Genomic DNA, 18,977 nt, shown 5'->3' with positions numbered 1-18,977 from the left:
CCTCAAATTTTCAAGGTTATCTCGACGCTAAATTTTCGGTACAACGCCATGCGTCGTTGGATCGTCCTAATTCAATAGGTTATATCAGCCAGATTAAACTTGCCAGACGTCCGGTTATTCCATCGCGTCGATAGGAGAAAAAATGGCTCATTTCGTTAACCGTACAGCGGTCGCCGCCATAAATGGCCTGAACGCCCGCACGCAACAAGCGTTGGCGAGCCAGCAAGTAGATATTAGCCAAAAACTTATCGCCGTGCGGGGTAAATGCCGCTGCGGCCTCAGCGTCTTCCGCCATGAAAGCGGCGCGCACCTCCGGCCCGACCTCGAACTGCTGCGGGCCGATCGCCGGCCCCAGCCAGGCGCTGATTTGGCCCGGTGCGGCGCTGAACGCCGCCACGGTTTGCTCCAGCACGCCGTGGCATAGCCCACGCCAACCGGCGTGAGCGGCTGCCACTTCGTCGCCGTGCTGCGAGCAGAACAGCACCGGCAGACAATCCGCCGTCATCACTGCGCACACCTGACCCGGCACGTTGCTGTACACCGCATCCGCCCGCAGATCGGCGGGCGCTTGTCCCGTCAACGTCACCACGCGAGTGCCGTGCACCTGCTCGAGCCATACCGGCATCTGCGGCAAGCCGGCGGCGGTAACCAACCTTTCCCGATTGCGCTTCACCGCTTGCTCCTCGTCACCGACGTGAGCGCCGAGGTTCAGCGAGTCATAAGGTGGCAGGCTGACGCCACCATCGCGCGTGGTGCTGCAAGCTTTAACGCCGGGAGGCAACGGCCAGTCGGGCAGAATGAGCGAGCGCATTACCAGTCCATCTGATCTTTGAATTCTTCGGTGTCCGCCTTCAGCGCGTTGATCAGATCGACCATGTCCTGCGGCAGCGGCGCATGCCACTCCATCTGGATGCCGCTGATCGGGTGATACAAACGCAGCATGGTAGCGTGCAGCGCCTGGCGGTCAAAGCCGCGCAGCGTGTTGATGAAGGCCTCCGAAGCGCCTTTCGGCGGACGCGGACGGCCGCCGTACAGCGGATCGCCCACCAGCGGATGGCTAATGTAAGCCATGTGCACGCGGATCTGGTGAGTACGGCCGGTTTCCAGGCGCAGGCGCAGACGAGTGTGCGCGCGGAAGTGCTCCATAATGCGATAGTGCGTCACCGCCGGCTTACCCATCGGGTGCACCGCCATGTGAGTGCGCTTGGTGGAATGGCGCGCGATGGGTTCTTCTACCGTACCGCCTGCCGTCATGGTGCCGATCGCCACCGCTTCGTATTCACGAGTGATTTCGCGCGCCTGCAGCGCCTCCACCAGCCGGGTTTGCGCCGGCACGGTTTTCGCCACCACCATCAGGCCGGTGGTGTCTTTATCCAGACGGTGCACGATGCCGGCACGCGGCACGTCGGCGATTTCCGGGTAGTGATGCAGCAGCGCATTGAGCACCGTGCCGTCCGGGTTACCGGCGCCAGGGTGCACCACCAAATCGCGCGGCTTGTTGATCACCAGGATATCGCTGTCTTCATAGACGATATCCAGCGCGATGTCCTGCGGCTCCCAACGCGCTTCTTCTTCTATCTGTGCATCGATGGCGACTGTCTCTCCGCCCAGCACCTTCTCTTTCGGTTTGTTTGACGTTTTGCCATTGACCTTCACCCGATCGCCCAGGATCCACTCTTTTATGCGAGATCGTGAATAATCAGGGAACAATTCGGCCAAAGCCTGATCTAAACGTTGTCCGAGTTGAGATTCGGCCACCGTTGCGGTGAGTTGTACTTGTTGTGCCATATGCAGCTTCTTCGTTAACGTTGGGTTTTCACGGCGATGCCGTTTAATATAATGTGCTATTGTACCTGGTCTTTGTCGGGAGCTTAACGGACAGTCTCCCGGAATAACACCCTGAGGATAATCAAAACGTCATGACGCGTATGAAATATCTGGTGGCGGCAGCCACGTTGAGCCTGGCGCTGGCAGGTTGCTCCACATCCAAGGATGCGGTTCCCGACAACCCGCCTTCGGAAATCTATGCTACCGCGCAGCAAAAACTGCAGGACGGTAACTTCAAGGGCGCGATTACGCAACTCGAAGCGTTAGATAACCGCTATCCTTTCGGGCCGTATTCCCAGCAGGTCCAGCTGGATTTGATTTACGCCTATTATAAGGCTGCCGACTTGCCAATGGCTCAGGCATCCATCGATCGCTTCATGCGCCTGAATCCGACGCACCCGAACATCGATTACGTGATGTACATGCGCGGCCTGACCGACATGGCGCTTGATGACAGCGCGCTGCAGGGCTTCTTCGGGGTTGACCGTTCGGACCGCGATCCTCAGCACGCTCGCGCTGCGTTCCGCGACTTCAGCCAGTTGATTCAGCAATACCCGAACAGCCAATACGCGACCGACGCCAACAAGCGTTTGGTGTATCTGAAAGATCGTTTGGCCAAGTATGAGCTTTCGGTGGCGGAATACTACACTAAACGCGGTGCTTACGTCGCGGTCGTTAATCGCGCCGAGCAGATGTTGCGTGAATTCCCGGATACCAAAGCGACGCATGACGTGTTGCCGCTGATGGAAAATGCCTACAAGCAGCTGCAGCTGAACGGCCAGGCTGACAAAGTGGCCAAAGTGATCGCCGCCAACCCACAATAAGCGCGCGTCGGCACCGGCAGAAAAACCAAACGGCAGCCAAGGCTGCCGTTTTCATTGGCGTCGACCGGGTTTTTACTGGAAAAATACACAAGTAAAAACACGGTGTTAGCTAGCGCTCCTCACCGGTCAACTCATCGATAATGCGCCATCCGGCGGCAACTCTCAAGCATTAGATAGCCAATTCAAATGCTGAATCACAGATTGAACTAACTTTGCAAAAAGTGACAAAAAATCGTGATTTACATCACGCATTTAAACAAAAAGCGGGGTATGCTGGATTCACCAAGACGGAAAGACAGAGAGGTAAGTTATATGACATTGAACATTACCAGCAAACAAATGGATATCACTCCCGCAATCCGCAATCACGTCGAAGACCGTCTCACCAAACTGGAAAAATGGCAGACCCAGCTGATTAACCCGCATATCGTCTTATCCAAAGAGCCGCAAGGGTTTGTCGCCGACGCTACCATTACCACGCCTAACGGCCCGCTGGTCGCCAGCGCCAAACATGATGACATGTATACCGCCGTTAACGAGCTGATCGCCAAACTGGAGCGCCAGTTGAACAAGGTGCAGCACAAAGGCGAAGCGCGCCGCTGCAATGCCAGCGTGAAAGACATCGTGCCGGAAGTCACGCAAGAGCAGGAATAACCGTCCGACAGCGATTGCCGCATCAAACGCGCCCGAGGGCGCGTTTTTTGTCGGGTATTTTTGTTGACGAGGTAAAAACCAGCGGTTACTTTAAAACCTGTTCGCATTAACCTTAGGTAGACCATGCCACGCACACCGTTTTTCTTCGCATTCTTTTTTACCTTCCCCTGACTGGGAGGCGTTTCGTCGTGTGAGAAAGAATGCGAAGACGAACAACAAGGCCTCCTGGAAACAGGGGGCTTTTTTTATGGCTGTTTTACAACGAATAAGAACTGAAGGCGGAAGCTGATTATGACTGACAACCCGTTATTGGTGCTGCGCGAGCGCATCAGCGCACTGGACTTGAAACTGTTGGCCTTGCTGGCGGAACGCCGTGAGCTGGCGATCGAAGTCGGCAAGACTAAGCTGCACTCTCACCGCCCGATCCGTGACAAAGAGCGCGAACGCGATCTGCTGGATGCGCTGATCGCCGCCGCCAAGCCTTACGACCTGGACGGTTTCTACGTCACCCGCCTGTTCCAACTGATCATTGAAGACTCCGTTCTGACCCAGCAGGCGCTGTTGCAGCACCAGCTCAACCCCGTCAGCCAGCATTCCGCCCGCATCGCTTTCCTCGGCCCGAAAGGCTCTTATTCACATCTGGCGGCACGCCAATACGCTGCCCGCCACTTCGATCGGCTGATCGAATGCGGCTGCCAGAAGTTTCAGGATATTTTCGCCCAGGTGGAAACCGGCCAGGCGGACTATGCGATTTTGCCGATCGAGAACACCAGCTCCGGTTCGATAAACGAGGTCTACGATCTGCTGCAACACACCAGCCTGTCGATCGTCGGCGAACTGACTAACCCTATCAACCACTGCGTTCTGATTGCCGGCGACAGCGATCTGAGCCAGATAGAAACCGTCTACAGCCACCCGCAGCCGTTCCAGCAGTGCAGCCAGTTCCTGAACCGCTTCCCGCACTGGAAAATCGAATACACCGAAAGCACGGCGGCCGCGATGGAGAAAGTCGCCAAGCTGAATTCACCGAAGGTGGCTGCACTGGGCAGCGAGGCCGGCGGCGCGCTGTACGGGCTGCAGGTGCTGGAACACAATCTCGCCAACCAGCAGCAAAACATCACTCGCTTCATCGTGCTGGCGCGCAAAGCGATCGATGTCTCCGAACAGGTGCCGGCAAAAACCACGCTGATCATGGCGACCGGCCAGCAATCCGGCGCGCTGGTCGAAGCGCTGCTGGTATTGCGCGATAACGGCATCATCATGACCAAGCTGGAATCACGTCCGATCAACGGCAATCCGTGGGAGGAGATGTTCTATATCGATGTGCAGGCCAACCTGCGCGCCGAGGCGATGCAAAAAGCGCTACGCGATCTGGCGCCGATCACCCGCTCGCTGAAGGTGCTGGGCTGTTACCCAAGCGACACCGTGGTGCCGGTCAACCCATCCTGAAACTGTAAAAAAGGGTTCGGCCAAGCCGAACCCTTTATGCTTACTGCCCGCAGTTTTACTGCCGGCTGTCGTTAGCCTGCCGCAACAGCGTGCGGCTCTCCACCAGGAAGCGCTGGGCGTAATCGCCGAACCAATGCTCTACCTTGCGGAAGCTCTCGATAAACGCCTGTTTGTCGCCATGCTCCAAGAGCTTTATCGCCTCGCCGAAGCGCTGGTAGTAACGCTTAATCAGCGCCACATTTTCTTCCGACGACATAATGATATCGGCGTACAGCTGCGGATCCTGTGCGAACAGGCGGCCAACCATCGCCAGCTCCAACCGGTAGATTGGCGAAGAGAGTGCCAGCAGCTGCTCCAGTTGCACGTTCTCTTCCGCCAGGTGCAGCCCGTAGGCGAAGGTAGCGAAGTGCCGCAGCGCCTGAATAAACGCCATATTCTGATCGTGCTCGGCCGCGCTGATGCGATGCAGCCGCGCCCCCCACACCTGCAACTGTTCAAGCAGCCACTGATACGCCTCCGGCTGGCGGCCGTCGCAGTAGACCACCACCTGCTTGGCCACGCTGCCCACGTCCGGGCCGAACATCGGATGCAGACCGACCACCGGGCCGCTGTGCGCCGCCAACATCGCGTGCAAAGGCCGGTTCTTCACCGACGCCAGATCCACCAGAATACAATCGGCAGGCAGCGTCGGCAGGCGGCTTATCACCTGCTCGGTCACGTGGATCGGCACGCTGACGATCACCATGCCGGCATCCGCCAACAGCTGCTCCGCCTGCGGCCAATCTTCCTGATCCAACACCCTGACCTGATAACCCGACAACGTCAGCAAGCGATTGAACAGCCTGCCCATTTGACCGTTTCCGCCGATAATGACGATCGGCCGCAGCTGCGGGCACAGGGTTTTAAAGCCCTTATCGTTCTCGCTGACGTAAGACTCGCGCATCACGCGGCGCAACACATCTTCGATCAGATCCGGCGGCACGCCGAGATTTTCCGCCTCCCGGCGGCGCGAGGCCAGCATCGCGGCTTCGCGCTCCGGCACATAAACCGGCAAACCGTGGCGGCTTTTGACTTCGCCCACTTCCGCTACCAGATGCAGGCGTTTCGCCAGCAGATCCAGCAGCGCTTTATCCACCTCATCGATTTGATCGCGCAGCGCGGTCAGTTCTGCCACCATAACTTACTTTTCTCCCGTGCGGGCCGTCAGCGCAGCGCCGAGTTCCTGATGCATATGGCGCAACAGGGTTTCCGTACTCTCCCAGTTGATGCAGGCGTCGGTGACGGACACACCGTAACGCATGTCTGCACGCGGCTGTTCGGAAGACTGATTGCCCTCATGCAGATGGCTCTCCAGCATAATGCCGGTGATTGAGCGGTTACCCGCCTTGATCTGCTCCACCACGGACTCGGCAACCGCCGGCTGACGGCGATAGTCTTTATTCGAGTTGCCATGGCTGCAATCTATCATCAAGGACGGGTGGAGTCCCGCCTCAAGCATCTGTTTTTCACAGGCCGCAACGTGCTCAGCGCTGTAGTTCGGAGTTTTGCCGCCGCGCAGGATCACGTGCCCATCCGGGTTGCCCTGAGTCTGCAGCAGGCAAACCTGGCCTGCCTGGTTAATGCCGACGAAGCGATGCGGCATGGCAGCGGCGCGCATGGCGTTGATGGCGGTGCCCAGGCTGCCGTCGGTGCCGTTTTTGAACCCGACCGGCATCGACAGGCCGGATGCCATTTCTCGGTGGGTCTGAGATTCGGTGGTACGCGCGCCGATCGCCGACCAGCTGAACAAATCACCCAGGTACTGCGGGCTGTTCGGATCCAACGCTTCGGTAGCCAACGGCAAGCCCATGCCCACCAGATCCAGCAACAGGCGACGCGCGATATGCAAGCCTGCTTCAACGTCAAACGAACCGTCCATGTACGGATCGTTGATCAAACCTTTCCAGCCGACAGTGGTTCTGGGTTTTTCAAAGTAGACGCGCATAACGATATACAGCTGATCGCTCAAGTCAGCCGCCAGGGTTTTCAAACGACGGGCGTAGTCCAGCGCCGCATCCGGATCGTGGATCGAACAAGGCCCACACACCACCAACAGGCGATGATCGCGCCCCTGCAAAATGTTGGCGATGGTGTTACGCGCAGTGGCGATTTCATTTTCGTCGTCGGCACTGAGCGGGAACTGGTTCTTCAGCTCCTCCGGCGTGATGAGAACCTGTTCTGCACTGATGTGTACGTTATTGAGCGCGTCTTTTTGCATGATGCTATTCCTGTCGTTTGGCGTTATGCGTTGAAATGGAACATTGAGCGTTTCAGGGGTCTACCCTAACACGATATGTAAAGTTTTCAATCCATTTTCTGTAAATAAAAGATTACCGTCATTATCTTGCTTAAAACACCTTTGAATCAGGGTTGCAAAAATAGATTTAAACTAAACAAATACAATATATTAAACAATTAAACAATTAAACAGCCCATCATCACGCTGTAACCCCTCCTGCCTAACAAAGTCATTTATCGTAAACATATTTGTACATTATATTTTACAGCGAGGATGCACGCCCCATCTCGGCACCGGCGGCCGGGCGAAGCAGGATCAGCACGAAATGCCGTCGAAAGCGATGAATTTAAGTAGAAGAAAAGCGAATAAATGAGGGATAAAAATTAAAAACTTAAGCTAATGGCGGCTATTTTTGTCGCCGAAATGAACCGATATAATGTGACCGTCATCAACAATAATCACCCTTAACAACTGGATCCAAGATGCTCTCTTCCCGCGCTCGTCGCGCTTTTCCGCTGTATATTTGCTGCTTAACGACTTTCACCAGTGTTTCAGCCCTTGCCGACAATACGCTTTTCACCGCGATGGACGATCCGGCCACCGCCAAGAAACCGTTCGAAGGCAACGTGCAGGCGGGCTACAACGCCCAGTCCGGCAACTCGCAGAGTTCCACTCTGTTGGCCAACACCAACATGACCTGGTTCAACACCGACGCGGCGTACAGCCTGTGGGGGGCGGCCAACAACACCACCTCCTCCAACGTGCGCTCGTCCGAAAAGTATCAGGCCGGCGGCCGTACGCGCTATAACCTGACCGATCGCAACTACCTGTTCGGCCAGGCCAGCTGGCTGAGCGACCGTTTCAACGGTTACGACTCACGCTCCACGCTGACCAGCGGCTATGGCCGTCAAATCCTCAACGGGCCGCTCAGCGACCTGCGGGTGGAATTCGGTCCCGGCGTGCGCCATGACGAATACCATGGCGGCGGCCGCTCGACCAAAGGGCTGGCCTATGGCGCGGCCAACTATTCCTATCAGCTCACCGACAACACCAAGTTCATTCAGGGCGTCTCCGCACTGGCGAACGAAGAAACCACGCTGAACTCGGAAAGCGCGTTGAACGTGGCGATCAACGATCGCTTTTCACTGCGCGTAGCTTACACCGTGACCTACAACAGCAAGCCACCGGCCTCCGCGCCGAAGAATACCGACACGACAACCTCGGTCACGCTGGTCTACGGCCTGTAACCTGCCCGCCCATGATTTCTCGAAGCCCATCATCGATGGGCTTTTTTTTATGCCTGCGGCGTCAACGTTAACCAGACCATGCCAAGCGCTTTCAATGCATCCGGAGAACATTGAAAGTCGACGTTGCCGCCGCTGACCCGCACCTGGTTACCCGGTAAACGCGCTATATCGTAAACGTCCAGGTTACCGTCGATGTCCACCAGCCAGCGGCCATTGGCGATATGCGTAACGGCCAGATCCACCAGCCAGGATACGCGCCCGCCATCAACATAAGCCGGCTGAGCCACGCCGTCAGGAATCAAAGAACAGTCTGCTGACCACTGCCCCCCCTCTTTCAACTGCCCGGCGAGCAGGCGATATTTCGGTATCGTGCGAGCTTCGGATACCGGAACCGCCGATGCGGCATCACCCCACATCTCCCCCTGGCCCGTCGCCAGCCACAGCAGCGAGACGCCTGTATCCAGAGCACAGGTCACCACGATATCGCCGGGGAAGTAGTTGCGGCGGACCCAGGTGCTCATCGTGCCTGAAGAGATACCCAGCAGGTCGCCCAATTCTTTTTGCAGATTGAAACCGTAAGCATCCAAAATGCGGCGCAATACCCCTTTCCCGCCGGAAGCCAAAACGCGATCGTAAAGCGCTTTACCTTGCGCAGATGACGCAGGCTTGCGATTTACTTTTGAATTTGCAAGTTCACCAGTCATCAGCCAGGCCAGGTCTGCTCCCGTAGTTAACGCGCAGTTGATAATGACATATCCGGGAACACTACCCCGCTGTTGCCAACTACTGATGTTATTCGGCGCTATCCCAAGGATTTCACTCAATTCCTTCTGCGTGCCAACGCCATAAGATGAAAGAACTCTCTCAATTACCGCTCCCACGGAGGTGTTGTTGTTTGTTGCATCTTCACGCATATCATCACCGATTAAAAATGAAATTCGCATTTACAAGTCGCATTTTGCGATTTAAAGTACCGTCAATTCGCCGTCACTCGGCATGTCGATCGCTTTAGTTAAGATGATGCGACATGGGTGATGAAAATGCAAATACCACAAGGCGACAACAATCTTGCGTAATCACCTTGTTTACAGCGTGTTTACTCAAATTTTCGACCCTAAACGACGGATAACCAAACCTTGCTTTTGCGAGTATTCATCCATCATCAAATTCAGATAAGGAGGCTGTCATGCTGCTGGCCAGCGAGGAGCAACGGGCTATCGGCCTGCGGCGTATTGCTGAAATCCGCCGCACACTGTTTGCCCGGCAACCCAACCATGCCGAAGAGATTTACGACACGGCGCCGCTGCACCTGCGCCATACGTTTTGCTTCCTCGCCGGGCTGACTGAACGCTATGTGTGGTTAAAGTTTCACGAAATGGGTTATGCCGAACGGCGGAAAATCGTCGCGGCACTCAATGAACTCATCTCGCTCAGTCAATCGTTGCCGCGCTATATCAGCGAAACAGACTGTCTGTTAACCCCAAAAAAATAACCTTTCGAATCAAGCTGGCGTGCAACCCGCCGGGCACCGCTCGGCCCAAATTCACCCTATTAAATACTGGAAAATATTATGGCTGATACTATTGATATGGCGCAGGAGCGCCAGGCATTGATGCTCGAGAAACAAATTGCGTATGCCAGGCCGGTTGCCACAGCGCCCTCGGCGTTCTGCTGTGCCGATTGTGACGCGGCGATTCCTGTGGCGAGACGCATTGCGATTCCCGGCGTCAGCCGCTGCGTGACCTGCCAGCAGCTATCAGAAGCCAAGCAACGTCATGTCGCTCGCCGTTAAAAATAGGCCGGCGGAGCATCTGCCGGTCAACGCCTCTGCCATACAACACGCAGCGTACGGTGATTACGCCTATCCATGGAATGCCCCACGACGTGCGATAGGGCGCGAAGCGGCGCTGAATCGCGACCAACTGCGCCAATGGCAAGCGATACTGCAGTGCATTCATGACCTGCCTTATTATTTGCGCACGCCGTTCCTTGAGCGCCACCGCCAACTGCTCAGCCAGAAGGGAGCCCACGCCGCCTGGCATTATCTGGTGCGAGTTTTCCATCGGCGGATATGGCCACGCATTCAGCAGGTAAATAATAATTTCGGTTTGGATCAACGCAAATCACTGCACTTTGGCAGCGAAGCGGACAGCTATAGCGCACTGCCCGCGCTGGGCGATAAAGCGCTGGAGCAGTTGGCGCGGCGTATCGGGGGCCAACTTTCTGCGCTCTACCAGAGTGAATGTGACGCCTTGCTGGCGAAGCACGGCAATAATGCAGAGATCCTGCTACACGCGGATATACAGCGCCGCCTCTATCGCCAAATCGCCACGATGGCCCGCGCCTTCAATATCCAGCCCATGCACTGGCGCTGTTATCGTAAAGGCAAGTTGGACAGCGAGCGGGCAATTGCGGCGCTGTCGCGCCTGACCGACGATCGCTGGTGGCTGCGGCGTCTCAAAATGCAACGCATGCAGTGGCGCGAGGCGCTGCAAATCGCGATAGGCAACGTCCGCAACAACACGTCACCTTATGCCAGCAGACAGGCCCTTCACGATGTCAAGGCTCGGCGTCAATCGAACCTCGATTATCTTCACCGTTGCGAGCTGGAAAACGTCGCCACGGGCGAGCGCGCCGATCTTATGGATAAAGTGCTCGGCAGCATCGCCAATCCCGCCATTCGTCGTATGGAGTTGATGAATACCCTCGCCGGTATAGAAACCTACGCCACTCGCAACGGCCACTGCGGGTTGTTTATCACGTTGACGACGCCGGCACGCTTTCACCCTATCCAGCATGTCGGCACACGAGGCAAAATGCGCTTCAATACACGCTGGCAAGGACAAGCCCTAACACCGAAGGATGGCCAACGTTATCTGGTTGCCCAGTGGGGGAAAATGCGAACCGCCTTCAAGGATCGCCGTCTGCAGGTCTACGGTATGCGAGTGGTTGAGCCTCATCATGACGGCACGCCGCACTGGCATCTGATGATGTTCACTCCACAAATGCAACGTCAGGCAGTGCTTGACATCATGCAGCGTTATGCGCTGCAACAGGATGCAGCAGAACCTGGCGCCCAACAACATCGTTTCCAGAGCAAACACCTCAACCGGGGTGGCGCAACCGCCTATCTGGCCAAATATGTCGCAAAAAACCTCGATGGATATGCATTGGAGGAAGAGCTCGATCGCGAAACCGGCGCCCCGCTGAGCGATACCGCCCGCGCGGTCAGCGCCTGGGCCGCCACCTGGCGCATCCCCCAGTTTCATCCCTTCGGCCTGCCCGGTCTCGGGGTCTACCGCGAATGTCGACGTATTCGCGGCCAAAACCTGACGCCGCAGTTTGACGCCGGCACCGAAGCCGTGCGCGCCGCTGCCGACGCCGGCGACTTTGCCGGTTACATACAGGCGCAAGGCGGCGCCAATGTGCCACGCAGCCGCCAGTGGGTGCGTGTCGCGCGCGAAGCCTCAGAAACCCGGAACGCTTATGACGAGCCCGTCACAAAAGTTGTCGGCATTTATGCACCGCATTTGGGAATTGAGCGGGTATACCGAACGCGCACCGTGCAATGGCGGATCGTCGCTAAAACACTCGCCGCCGCGACGCCTTGGAGTTCTGGCAATAACTGTGGAACGCGCGCTCTTTACTTGCCGCCGGCACCCGCGCCGTCGGCTCGTTTGACGCCGCCACAGCGGCAGCATTGTCTGAATATTGCCCGCAAACTTCGAGGTATTGGCATAGAACCGCAACGCTGGCAGTTGGAGGTTCTCGCACGCGGCGGCAAAATTCATTTTGACGGCCTCCTTGTACAATTTCCGCTAATCAATGATTGGCCGTATTTTTACTGCACAAATGATAAGTCCAACCATTGACGCCTTTAGCGTTTTGCTTAATACTGTATAAATACACAGTATAATCAAGAGAGGGCAAAAACAGTGGAAATTATGGATAAACAACAAGTAACACTGTCCCGCATCCAATTCATCGCCGATGTTTCACAGGCTGCGCAATGCAGTGCCTCCGAGTTTCTGATCGCCATGTCGCTGATCTCCGATTTGGCCAGTCAGGTGCTGCCGAACAATGATTATCAAGAAATATTTTATCCCGCTGACGAACACCCCCCCTGCTAATCCCTCCAGCCAAACGTTTTTCATCCCCCCGCCGCCGGCGGGGTTTTTATTTCTGCCGGCGGCACTTTTGCGCCTCAGTTGTGCCATCTCATCCACAACCCCCTCGCGTTGCCCCTCCCTCCCACGCGCGCGAAACTGAAGATATCCGGGGCCACAGCCCTCTCTCCCAACGCTATCGCAGGATGGTAATGATGAAAATTTATGCACAACAAGGTGACACCATTGATGCGATTTGCTGGCGCTACTACGGCAGCACGCAACGCCAGGTGGAACAAGTCTATCTGGCTAACCGTGGCCTCGCCGATCTGGGGCCCCTGCTGCCGCACGGTCAACCGGTGGAATTGCCGGACCTGCCTGCGGCGGCCCAACGAGAAACCGTCAAATTGTGGGATTAAGCGATGGAGAAACTCACTTCAACCCTTGCCTATTTCGTCGCGGCTTGCCTGGCCTGGTTAGGGAGCCACTCTGCACAGGACATTGCCATCCTGGTCGGCGCCGCAGTCGGCGTCGGTACCTTTGCAGTGAATTGGTACTACCGGCGTAAAAGCTACCAGTTGCTGAAATCGCTAAAAAAAAACGGCCTGAAACGCGGAGTCTACGATGAGCTCACTCGCTAAACGCTGCAGCGTGGCGGCTATTTTAACCCTCGCTGCCCTGCTGCCTCAGTTCAATACGCTGAAAACCTCTGAGGAAGGTTTGCGCCTGATCGCCGATTTCGAAGGCTGCCGGCTTTCACCCTACCAATGCAGTGCCGGCGTCTGGACCAACGGCATCGGCCACACCGCCGGCGTGAAGCCGGGCGCCGTCATCAACGAACGCCAGGCGGCCGCCCATTTGATCGACGATGTACGCGCCGTAGAGCGCGGTCTCGCGCGCTGTATGGATGTCAAGATGCCGCAGCCGGTTTACGACGCCGTCAGCGCTTTCGCTTTCAACGTCGGCGTCAACGCCGCCTGCAATTCAACGCTGGCCACCTTTGTCAAACGTCGTCAGTGGCAGGCGGCTTGCGATCAACTGCCTCGTTGGATTTATGTCAACGGCGTCAAAAACAAAGGACTGGAGCGCCGCCGCACGGCCGAACGTGCGCTATGTCTGAGCGGCATCTCACGCTGATCGTTTTTCAACAAACGCCCACTCAAACCGCTCCCTTTTTCAGGAGATACATCATGTTAAAACCCGAACAGCTCCGTGCCGCACTGTTCAATGCCATTCCCGTGTTGCAGCAAAACCCCGAACGATTGCGCCTTGGCATTGCTAACGGCCGCGTGATCTCAACGCTCGCCCCCTCGCTGTCCTTCGAATATCGCTATCAGCTCAATCTGGCGCTGGATGGGCCGTCAGCTGACGACGACCGGGTCATGGTCGCCGTACTGGCCTGGCTGCGCAGCCACCAACCAGACCTTCTTGCCAATCCGGACAAGCGTAAAAATGATTTTTCGTTTCAGAGGGATATAGACACGCCGAACCAGTTGATATTGCAGCTGCAACTCACCGAACGCATCCGGGTGGAACTGCGCGATGGCGCATTGCATATCACCCCGCTGGCTGAACCTCCCGAACCGGAGAACGTCGTTCGCTTCACCCAGGTTTATTTGCACGGAGAGTTACTCAGCGAATTTGGTCAGCCGTAGCGCCCTACAGGCAGCTTCGGTTGTGCCGGCGGCAGCCAAACGCCGTCGCGTTGTCCCCCTTTTCATCCAGCGGCATTCTTGAGACATGAACACAGACAACTTCGATATTCAGCGCCTGGTGCGCAACCTGATACGGATCGGGACCGTCAGCGAGCTCGACCTGGAACGCGGGCGCTGCCGGGTCGCCACCGGCGGCAATCTTACCGACTGGCTCAACTGGCTGACCGGACGGGCCGGCGACGCACGCAGCTGGTGGGCGCCCAGCATTGGTGAACAGGTCTTGGTGCTGTCACTTGGCGGGGAACTTGAAACCGCTTTCGTGTTGCCCGGCGTATTTTCCGATGCTCACCCCGCACCGTCGGCCTCAGCACAGGCGGCGCATATCGCTTTTCCTGACGGTGCAGTGCTCGAATACGAGCCGGCTACCGGGGCGCTTAAGGCCGTCGGCATAAAAAGCGCCACCATTGAAGCCGCCGAGCGGATCACTCTGACGGCGCCAAACATCACCTGTATCGCCAGCGGAAAAATTACGCTGGACGCTCCCGAAGTGGAGTGTACCCAGCAACTCACTACCGGCACCATCGCCATCCATCAGGGCGGCTCGATGACCGGCGATCTCAATCACACCGGTGGCAGCATCAGCTCTAACGGCATTGTGGTGCATACCCACACCCACGGTGGAGTGCAAAACGGCGGAGGCCAAACGGACAAACCAGCATGAACAACGCGAAATTTCTTGGCATGAATCGCGGCAACGGCCGCGCAATCGCCGATCTCGAGCACATTCGTCAGTCGGTGAGCGACATCCTGATTACGCCTATCGGCTCACGCGTCATGCGCCGCAGCTACGGTTCGTTGCTGTCCGAGTTGCTGGATCAGCCGCAAAACGACGTTCTGCGATTGCAAATGATGGCGGCCTGCTACAGCGCACTGCTGCAGTGGGAACCACGCATTCGGTTGACGGGCATCAGTTGCAACACCACCTTTGACGGAAAAATGGTGGTCGACATTACCGGCAACCGCACAGATACGCCGGATGCCTTTTCTCTTTCTATTTCAGTGAGCTGACACCATGGCAACCATTGACCTGAGTTTATTACCCGCCCCGACGGTGGTGGATCCTCTCGATTACGAATCGCTGCTGGCCGATCGCAAGGCCACGCTGATTTCCCTTTACCCGGAAGAGCAGCGCGAAGCCATCGCCCGCACATTGGCGCTGGAATCGGAGCCGATCGTCAAACTGTTGCAAGAAAATGCTTACCGCGAACTGCTGTTACGCCAGCGCGTGAATGAAGCCGCAAAGGCCGTGATGCTGGGTTATGCCAGCGGCAGCGACCTCGACCAACTGGGCGCAAACTTCCAGGTGCGACGCCTGGTGGTGCAACAGCCGGATGACAGCGTCATCCCGCCCTTGCCGGCGGTCATGGAATCGGATAGCGATTTCCGCGTGCGCATCCAGCAGGCATTCGAAGGCTTAAGCGTGGCTGGATCCAGTGGCTCTTACGAGTATCACGGTCGTTCCGCCGATGGCCGGGTCGCCGACGTTTCCGCAATAAGTCCGAGTCCGGCCAACGTGCTGATTTCCGTACTGTCACGCGAAGGAGACGGTACCGCCAGCGCCGAACTGGTGGCGATCGTCGATAAAGCGTTGAACGATGAAGATGTGCGCCCGGTGGCCGATCGCGTCACCGTCCGCTCTGCCAACATCATCAGCTACAACATCGATGCCGTACTGTACCTCTACCCTGGCCCTGAAGCAGAACCGGTACGTCGCGCTGCCGAAGCCAAACTGAAAAATTACATCAGCGCCCAGCACCGTTTAGGCCGTGACATTCGCTTGTCGGCAATCTACGCCGCACTGCATGCCGAAGGGGTGCAACGCGTTGAATTGAAGACCCCGCAGGCCGACATCGTATTGGACAAAACCCAGGCGTCACATTGCGCTTCTTATCGTCTGACGGTGGGAGGCTCCGATGAGTAACCGTCTGCTGCCGGTCGGCTCTTCCCCGCTGGAGGTCGCGGCTGCGGCCGCCTGTGCCGAACTGGCCGCCATGCCGGTGCCGCTGCGCGATCTGTGGGATCCAGCCACCTGTCCGGTCAATCTGCTGCCGTACCTGGCCTGGGCCTTCTCGGTCGATCATTGGGATGAAACCTGGACGGAAGATGCCAAACGCAGCGTCGTAGCCGCCGCTTTCTTCATCCACCGTCACAAGGGCACCATCGGCGCTATTCGCCGCGTGGTGGAACCGTTGGGTTACCTGATCAAACTGCGCGAGTGGTGGGAAACCAACGGTGAGCCCGGCACCTTTACGCTGGATATCGGCGTGTTGGAGAACGGTATCACCGAAGAGATGTATCTGGAAATGGAGCGGATGATCGCCGATGCCAAGCCGGTCAGCCGCCATCTGACAGGCCTGGCGCTGAACCTCGAAGCCGCTGGCGCAATCGACGTCGCCGGCGGTCAATATGATGGAGAGCTTACTACCGTGTACCCCGACTATGCCAGTCTCGCCCTGCAAATGCTGGAGGGACATTACCAATTCTTGCAACGCAATACCGGCACCACGCTGGACTCGACTCAGCAACACTTCGTGTTCAACGACGAACATGTTTTGGCCGATTCCCGTCATGAACGCGAGCTGTCGCGCATGGCGGGGCTGCCGAACGACGCCACCACCGAAGGACAGGCTCTGCAGATCCTTGGCTATGCCCATGCGTATCTGGCGACCGGAGAACAAAAATATTTGGATCAGGCCATCGCCTGTTTTGACGCCTATGTGACCTACTTTTACGACGGTGCGCCGATCCCTGACAGCCCTCAACGCTGGATCGCCAACTGGATCGTCAACGCCAAAGAGCCAGTGCCCGCCAATTGGCCGGTCGATACGAGGGATCCGACGCATAGCGGTTTCAAAGGTATTCCGCTAACGTTCAACAAGGGCCGTACGCAGATCCCTCACGGCGCGCCCTACTGGGGTGAATATCTCGATATCGCTACTTTCGCCTTCGACGGCGCGCTGGCCTGGGATGCCGTCAACGCCCAGGTGCGCGCGCTCAATGCCGCCGGTGAAATCGACTGGAATAACGACGGTACACGCTATGACGTGGACTGGATCATCAATTGGCAGGGTTACCAGATCGGCGCCGACGGCGAGATCCTGGCCAAAGGGCTGCCCGCTGAACAAATCGGTACGGTGCAATTAAAAGACGCCACGCTCGGCGGCAATCACAAGCTGAATTTCGCCAATCGCCAACCGGTCGAACACGGCGGCGTGTTAATCGAACGCAATCAGGTACAGCATAACCGTCCGCTGCATGTGCCGGTCCCGCACAACGCCATGGGCAACGCGGCCGATGCCGAGCTGTGGTTTGCCGACGCCTGCTATCTGCTACACAGCATCACCGGCGAGCAGCGCTATTTCAACGCCTGGAAAAGCGTTGAATTCACCGCGATGGAATATACCGATATTGATGCGCAGGATAAGTTCTTTCGCCAGAGCCGCAGCGCCAATACGCCGTTTACCGACGGCATCTCCTACGATTGGTCATACCCTTCCGGTGCGCCGGTAAGCTACGGCCGCAGCGCCGAAGGCATGATCACCATTCGCAAAGAGATAGCATCGCAACAATCGCTGGAACAACAGGCAATCTGGTTCCGCATTAATCGCCAGTCAAAAATCCGCACCTGCTTTGGCGGCGTCGACGATCAGAATCAGCCGATCTCCTGCAAAATACAGCTATCTATAGCACCGGAAAAAAACGCGGCGAGCACCACGGAATGGGGCATCGGTCTGCCGCAGTCGCTCCAACCTCAGGTAAAAACTTACGACATCGCGCTCAGCAGCCTGGCGGCGCTGACGAAAGAAGACGGCAGCGACTATCTGCTGGCCGATCTGCGCGCAGTGACCGACTACGGCGGTTGCGCGATCGCCAGCCAATTTGAGGAACAGGTTTACGACAGCCGCAGCGCGACAGTGATCCAAGCCCGTTTCCCCAATGACGACGCAGGTATGGTGATCGGCGCCTGGTTGACCGCAGAGGAAAGTTTCCCCGTTACGCAGTTGGTCTATCGCGCGGACGCCGACTTCAACCTGCGGCTCGAAGATGATGACAAATGGCGCTGGTATTGGATGCTGCCCGCCACCGGCGGCAAATGGCAAATCGCAAATTTCGCCCCGCAAGCGGCTACGCTGAGCGGCTATCAGCCGGACCATCAGGATGTCGAGCCCAAACCGGCTGCACCTCGCTTCAGCCGCGTCAAGCAAGTAACCATTCTGCAAGACGGAAATGTACCGGACGCCACGTTCAGCTACTACGTACTGAACGACATTCCACCAACGCTCAACGCCGATGACGGCTACACGATCCGCTATCGCATCACGTTCCAGGCGGCACACCCCTACACCGCGCTGTTGGGAGACTGCACCCTCCTGAATCACCGCCGCGACGGCCTGTTCTGTACGCCGGGCGTCATGCCGTTCTCCAACATTTATCAGGCGGACAGCCAACAGTTCGATGGTTGGCACGGCATGCCTTATCCGGGCTACCAGTACCCGTTCATTTTCGTGCACGCCGCCGCCGATCCCGACGGGGTGATGCTCAACAACATGGTCGAGTTTCTGTGGCAGTCGCAGCAGTGGTATCAGCAGCAATTCGGCGTGCTGGGCCCCAGCGCATCGGCCTATATCTGGAACCGTTGGGACAATCTGAGTTACGGTCCGGCGGATACCTGGACCATGTATCACTGGGGTGACGGCACGGCCTGGTCCGGCTATCAGCCACGCGCCTTCTTCGGTGCCGCGCGCGCCTGGCTCGAGTTACAGCAGGCGAGCAAAACGCCACCGCTCAAGCTGGTGGAATATGTCGAAAACTGGCTGCGCTGGCTGATTGATTTTACCAATGACGCCGGCGGTGTCACGCCGACCGATTTCCCGATG

At 57.2% G+C, this 18,977-nt stretch carries 21 protein-coding genes, 1 pseudogene and 1 other annotated feature; of the genes and pseudogenes, 17 read left to right on the top strand and 5 right to left on the bottom strand.

From position 1 onward, the window contains the following. Nucleotides 1-79 precede the first annotated feature (79 nt). Complete coding sequence (gene yfiH, locus ACP3TA_RS09855; RefSeq protein WP_197845329.1) at nt 80-811, bottom strand: purine nucleoside phosphorylase YfiH; 732 nt, start codon at nt 809-811, stop codon at nt 80-82. Further along, entirely contained in the window at nt 811-1,788 is a 978-nt protein-coding gene (gene rluD, locus ACP3TA_RS09850; RefSeq protein WP_004932452.1) for a 23S rRNA pseudouridine(1911/1915/1917) synthase RluD, read from the bottom strand. Before rluD ends, yfiH begins: the two co-directional genes overlap by 1 nt. Nucleotides 1,789-1,919: 131 nt before the next feature. Here rluD and bamD point away from each other — a divergent pair, with 131 nt between their 5' ends. The 4 genes from bamD (at nt 1,920) to pheA (ending at nt 4,754) form a co-directional block, all read left to right on the top strand. Further along, on the top strand, nt 1,920-2,651 hold the full coding sequence (bamD, locus tag ACP3TA_RS09845; RefSeq protein WP_004932456.1) for an outer membrane protein assembly factor BamD: 732 nt from the start codon (nt 1,920-1,922) through the stop codon (nt 2,649-2,651). A gap of 312 nt (nt 2,652-2,963) precedes the next feature. Continuing rightward, the gene (gene raiA / locus ACP3TA_RS09840; protein WP_004932457.1) at nt 2,964-3,305 is read left to right on the top strand and encodes a ribosome-associated translation inhibitor RaiA; all 342 of its coding nucleotides are present in this window, start codon (nt 2,964-2,966) and stop codon (nt 3,303-3,305) included. Between the two features lie 122 nt (nt 3,306-3,427). Next, nucleotides 3,428-3,554 (top strand) — a sequence feature (Phe leader region). Continuing rightward, nucleotides 3,429-3,476, top strand: a complete 48-nt coding sequence (locus tag ACP3TA_RS09835; protein WP_101428074.1) for a hypothetical protein — start codon at nt 3,429-3,431, stop codon at nt 3,474-3,476. Its footprint overlaps the feature before it by 48 nt. Before the next feature lie 42 nt (nt 3,555-3,596). Further along, the gene (pheA, locus tag ACP3TA_RS09830) at nt 3,597-4,754 is read left to right on the top strand and encodes a bifunctional chorismate mutase/prephenate dehydratase (RefSeq protein WP_033641936.1); all 1,158 of its coding nucleotides are present in this window, start codon (nt 3,597-3,599) and stop codon (nt 4,752-4,754) included. Nucleotides 4,755-4,809: 55 nt separating this feature from the next. Here the strand turns inward: pheA and tyrA are convergent, their stop codons facing one another. Next, entirely contained in the window at nt 4,810-5,931 is a 1,122-nt protein-coding gene (gene tyrA / locus ACP3TA_RS09825; RefSeq protein WP_033641935.1) for a bifunctional chorismate mutase/prephenate dehydrogenase, read from the bottom strand. Between the two features lie 3 nt (nt 5,932-5,934). Continuing rightward, nucleotides 5,935-7,011 carry a 3-deoxy-7-phosphoheptulonate synthase gene (locus tag ACP3TA_RS09820; protein WP_016929016.1) on the bottom strand — a complete coding sequence of 359 codons (1,077 nt, stop codon included), beginning with the start codon at nt 7,009-7,011 and terminating at the stop codon, nt 5,935-5,937. Nucleotides 7,012-7,514: 503 nt separating this feature from the next. Between ACP3TA_RS09820 and ACP3TA_RS09815 the strand changes: the two genes are divergently transcribed. Next, nucleotides 7,515-8,279 carry a DUF481 domain-containing protein gene (locus tag ACP3TA_RS09815; RefSeq protein ID WP_033641933.1) on the top strand — a complete coding sequence of 255 codons (765 nt, stop codon included), beginning with the start codon at nt 7,515-7,517 and terminating at the stop codon, nt 8,277-8,279. Nucleotides 8,280-8,326: 47 nt separating this feature from the next. Here ACP3TA_RS09815 and ACP3TA_RS09810 read toward each other — a convergent pair whose 3' ends face one another. Then, nucleotides 8,327-9,223: a helix-turn-helix domain-containing protein gene (locus tag ACP3TA_RS09810; protein ID WP_096241907.1), complete on the bottom strand. Its 897-nt coding sequence runs from the start codon at nt 9,221-9,223 to the stop codon at nt 8,327-8,329. A gap of 242 nt (nt 9,224-9,465) precedes the next feature. On the opposite strand from ACP3TA_RS09810, the gene ACP3TA_RS09805 reads away from it, so the two are divergent. The 12 genes and pseudogenes from ACP3TA_RS09805 to ACP3TA_RS09750 form a co-directional block, all read left to right on the top strand. Then, nucleotides 9,466-9,771 carry a hypothetical protein gene (locus tag ACP3TA_RS09805; protein WP_060659931.1) on the top strand — a complete coding sequence of 102 codons (306 nt, stop codon included), beginning with the start codon at nt 9,466-9,468 and terminating at the stop codon, nt 9,769-9,771. 78 nt (nt 9,772-9,849) lie between these two features. Then, complete coding sequence (locus tag ACP3TA_RS09800; RefSeq protein WP_033641931.1) at nt 9,850-10,071, top strand: TraR/DksA C4-type zinc finger protein; 222 nt, start codon at nt 9,850-9,852, stop codon at nt 10,069-10,071. Further along, entirely contained in the window at nt 10,055-12,151 is a 2,097-nt protein-coding gene (locus ACP3TA_RS09795) for a replication endonuclease (RefSeq protein WP_196018603.1), read from the top strand. Before ACP3TA_RS09800 ends, ACP3TA_RS09795 begins: the two co-directional genes overlap by 17 nt. A 63-nt stretch (nt 12,152-12,214) precedes the next feature. Beyond that, nucleotides 12,215-12,409, top strand: coding sequence for a hypothetical protein (locus tag ACP3TA_RS09790; RefSeq protein ID WP_033641930.1), 195 nt, complete (start codon nt 12,215-12,217; stop codon nt 12,407-12,409). A 191-nt stretch (nt 12,410-12,600) separates the two neighbouring features. Then, a complete protein-coding gene (locus ACP3TA_RS09785; protein ID WP_033641929.1) occupies nt 12,601-12,804 on the top strand; it encodes a tail protein X in 204 nt (67 codons plus the stop codon). A gap of 3 nt (nt 12,805-12,807) precedes the next feature. Continuing rightward, complete coding sequence (locus ACP3TA_RS09780; RefSeq protein ID WP_033641928.1) at nt 12,808-13,026, top strand: HP1 family phage holin; 219 nt, start codon at nt 12,808-12,810, stop codon at nt 13,024-13,026. Further along, nucleotides 13,010-13,522 carry a lysozyme gene (locus ACP3TA_RS09775; protein WP_046688264.1) on the top strand — a complete coding sequence of 171 codons (513 nt, stop codon included), beginning with the start codon at nt 13,010-13,012 and terminating at the stop codon, nt 13,520-13,522. Before ACP3TA_RS09780 ends, ACP3TA_RS09775 begins: the two co-directional genes overlap by 17 nt. 53 nt (nt 13,523-13,575) lie before the next feature. Further along, nucleotides 13,576-14,040, top strand: a complete 465-nt coding sequence (locus tag ACP3TA_RS09770; RefSeq protein WP_046688263.1) for a phage tail protein — start codon at nt 13,576-13,578, stop codon at nt 14,038-14,040. Between the two features lie 85 nt (nt 14,041-14,125). Further along, entirely contained in the window at nt 14,126-14,761 is a 636-nt protein-coding gene (locus ACP3TA_RS09765) for a phage baseplate assembly protein V (RefSeq protein WP_033641925.1), read from the top strand. Continuing rightward, entirely contained in the window at nt 14,758-15,108 is a 351-nt protein-coding gene (locus tag ACP3TA_RS09760) for a GPW/gp25 family protein (RefSeq protein ID WP_033641924.1), read from the top strand. Before ACP3TA_RS09765 ends, ACP3TA_RS09760 begins: the two co-directional genes overlap by 4 nt. Nucleotides 15,109-15,112: 4 nt before the next feature. Next, nucleotides 15,113-16,021: a baseplate assembly protein gene (locus ACP3TA_RS09755; RefSeq protein ID WP_033641923.1), complete on the top strand. Its 909-nt coding sequence runs from the start codon at nt 15,113-15,115 to the stop codon at nt 16,019-16,021. Further along, nucleotides 16,014-16,535 (top strand): annotated as a pseudogene (locus tag ACP3TA_RS09750) (phage tail protein I); the annotation flags it as partial. The gene ACP3TA_RS09755 and the pseudogene ACP3TA_RS09750, both read left to right, overlap by 8 nt. Nucleotides 16,536-18,977 lie beyond the last annotated feature (2,442 nt).

It is taken from the genome of Serratia sp. 2C06 (genome assembly GCF_050037615.1).
Taxonomy (GTDB): Bacteria; Pseudomonadota; Gammaproteobacteria; order Enterobacterales; family Enterobacteriaceae; genus Serratia; species Serratia ureilytica.
This window is presented reverse-complemented; position numbering and strand designations above follow the sequence as displayed.

Bases quoted from the DNA above. Each gene is read 5' to 3' on its own strand.
- yfiH (WP_197845329.1), bottom strand. From the start codon at position 811: ATGCGCTCGCTCATTCTGCCCGACTGGCCGTTGCCTCCCGGCGTTAAA.
- rluD (WP_004932452.1), bottom strand. From the start codon at position 1,788: ATGGCACAACAAGTACAACTCACCGCAACGGTGGCCGAATCTCAACTC.
- bamD (WP_004932456.1), top strand. From the start codon at position 1,920: ATGACGCGTATGAAATATCTGGTGGCGGCAGCCACGTTGAGCCTGGCG.
- raiA (WP_004932457.1), top strand. From the start codon at position 2,964: ATGACATTGAACATTACCAGCAAACAAATGGATATCACTCCCGCAATC.
- pheA (WP_033641936.1), top strand. From the start codon at position 3,597: ATGACTGACAACCCGTTATTGGTGCTGCGCGAGCGCATCAGCGCACTG.
- tyrA (WP_033641935.1), bottom strand. From the start codon at position 5,931: ATGGTGGCAGAACTGACCGCGCTGCGCGATCAAATCGATGAGGTGGAT.
- ACP3TA_RS09820 (WP_016929016.1), bottom strand. From the start codon at position 7,011: ATGCAAAAAGACGCGCTCAATAACGTACACATCAGTGCAGAACAGGTT.
- ACP3TA_RS09815 (WP_033641933.1), top strand. From the start codon at position 7,515: ATGCTCTCTTCCCGCGCTCGTCGCGCTTTTCCGCTGTATATTTGCTGC.
- ACP3TA_RS09810 (WP_096241907.1), bottom strand. From the start codon at position 9,223: ATGCGAATTTCATTTTTAATCGGTGATGATATGCGTGAAGATGCAACA.
- ACP3TA_RS09805 (WP_060659931.1), top strand. From the start codon at position 9,466: ATGCTGCTGGCCAGCGAGGAGCAACGGGCTATCGGCCTGCGGCGTATT.
- ACP3TA_RS09800 (WP_033641931.1), top strand. From the start codon at position 9,850: ATGGCTGATACTATTGATATGGCGCAGGAGCGCCAGGCATTGATGCTC.
- ACP3TA_RS09795 (WP_196018603.1), top strand. From the start codon at position 10,055: ATGTCGCTCGCCGTTAAAAATAGGCCGGCGGAGCATCTGCCGGTCAAC.
- ACP3TA_RS09785 (WP_033641929.1), top strand. From the start codon at position 12,601: ATGAAAATTTATGCACAACAAGGTGACACCATTGATGCGATTTGCTGG.
- ACP3TA_RS09780 (WP_033641928.1), top strand. From the start codon at position 12,808: ATGGAGAAACTCACTTCAACCCTTGCCTATTTCGTCGCGGCTTGCCTG.
- ACP3TA_RS09775 (WP_046688264.1), top strand. From the start codon at position 13,010: ATGAGCTCACTCGCTAAACGCTGCAGCGTGGCGGCTATTTTAACCCTC.
- ACP3TA_RS09770 (WP_046688263.1), top strand. From the start codon at position 13,576: ATGTTAAAACCCGAACAGCTCCGTGCCGCACTGTTCAATGCCATTCCC.
- ACP3TA_RS09765 (WP_033641925.1), top strand. From the start codon at position 14,126: ATGAACACAGACAACTTCGATATTCAGCGCCTGGTGCGCAACCTGATA.
- ACP3TA_RS09760 (WP_033641924.1), top strand. From the start codon at position 14,758: ATGAACAACGCGAAATTTCTTGGCATGAATCGCGGCAACGGCCGCGCA.
- ACP3TA_RS09755 (WP_033641923.1), top strand. From the start codon at position 15,113: ATGGCAACCATTGACCTGAGTTTATTACCCGCCCCGACGGTGGTGGAT.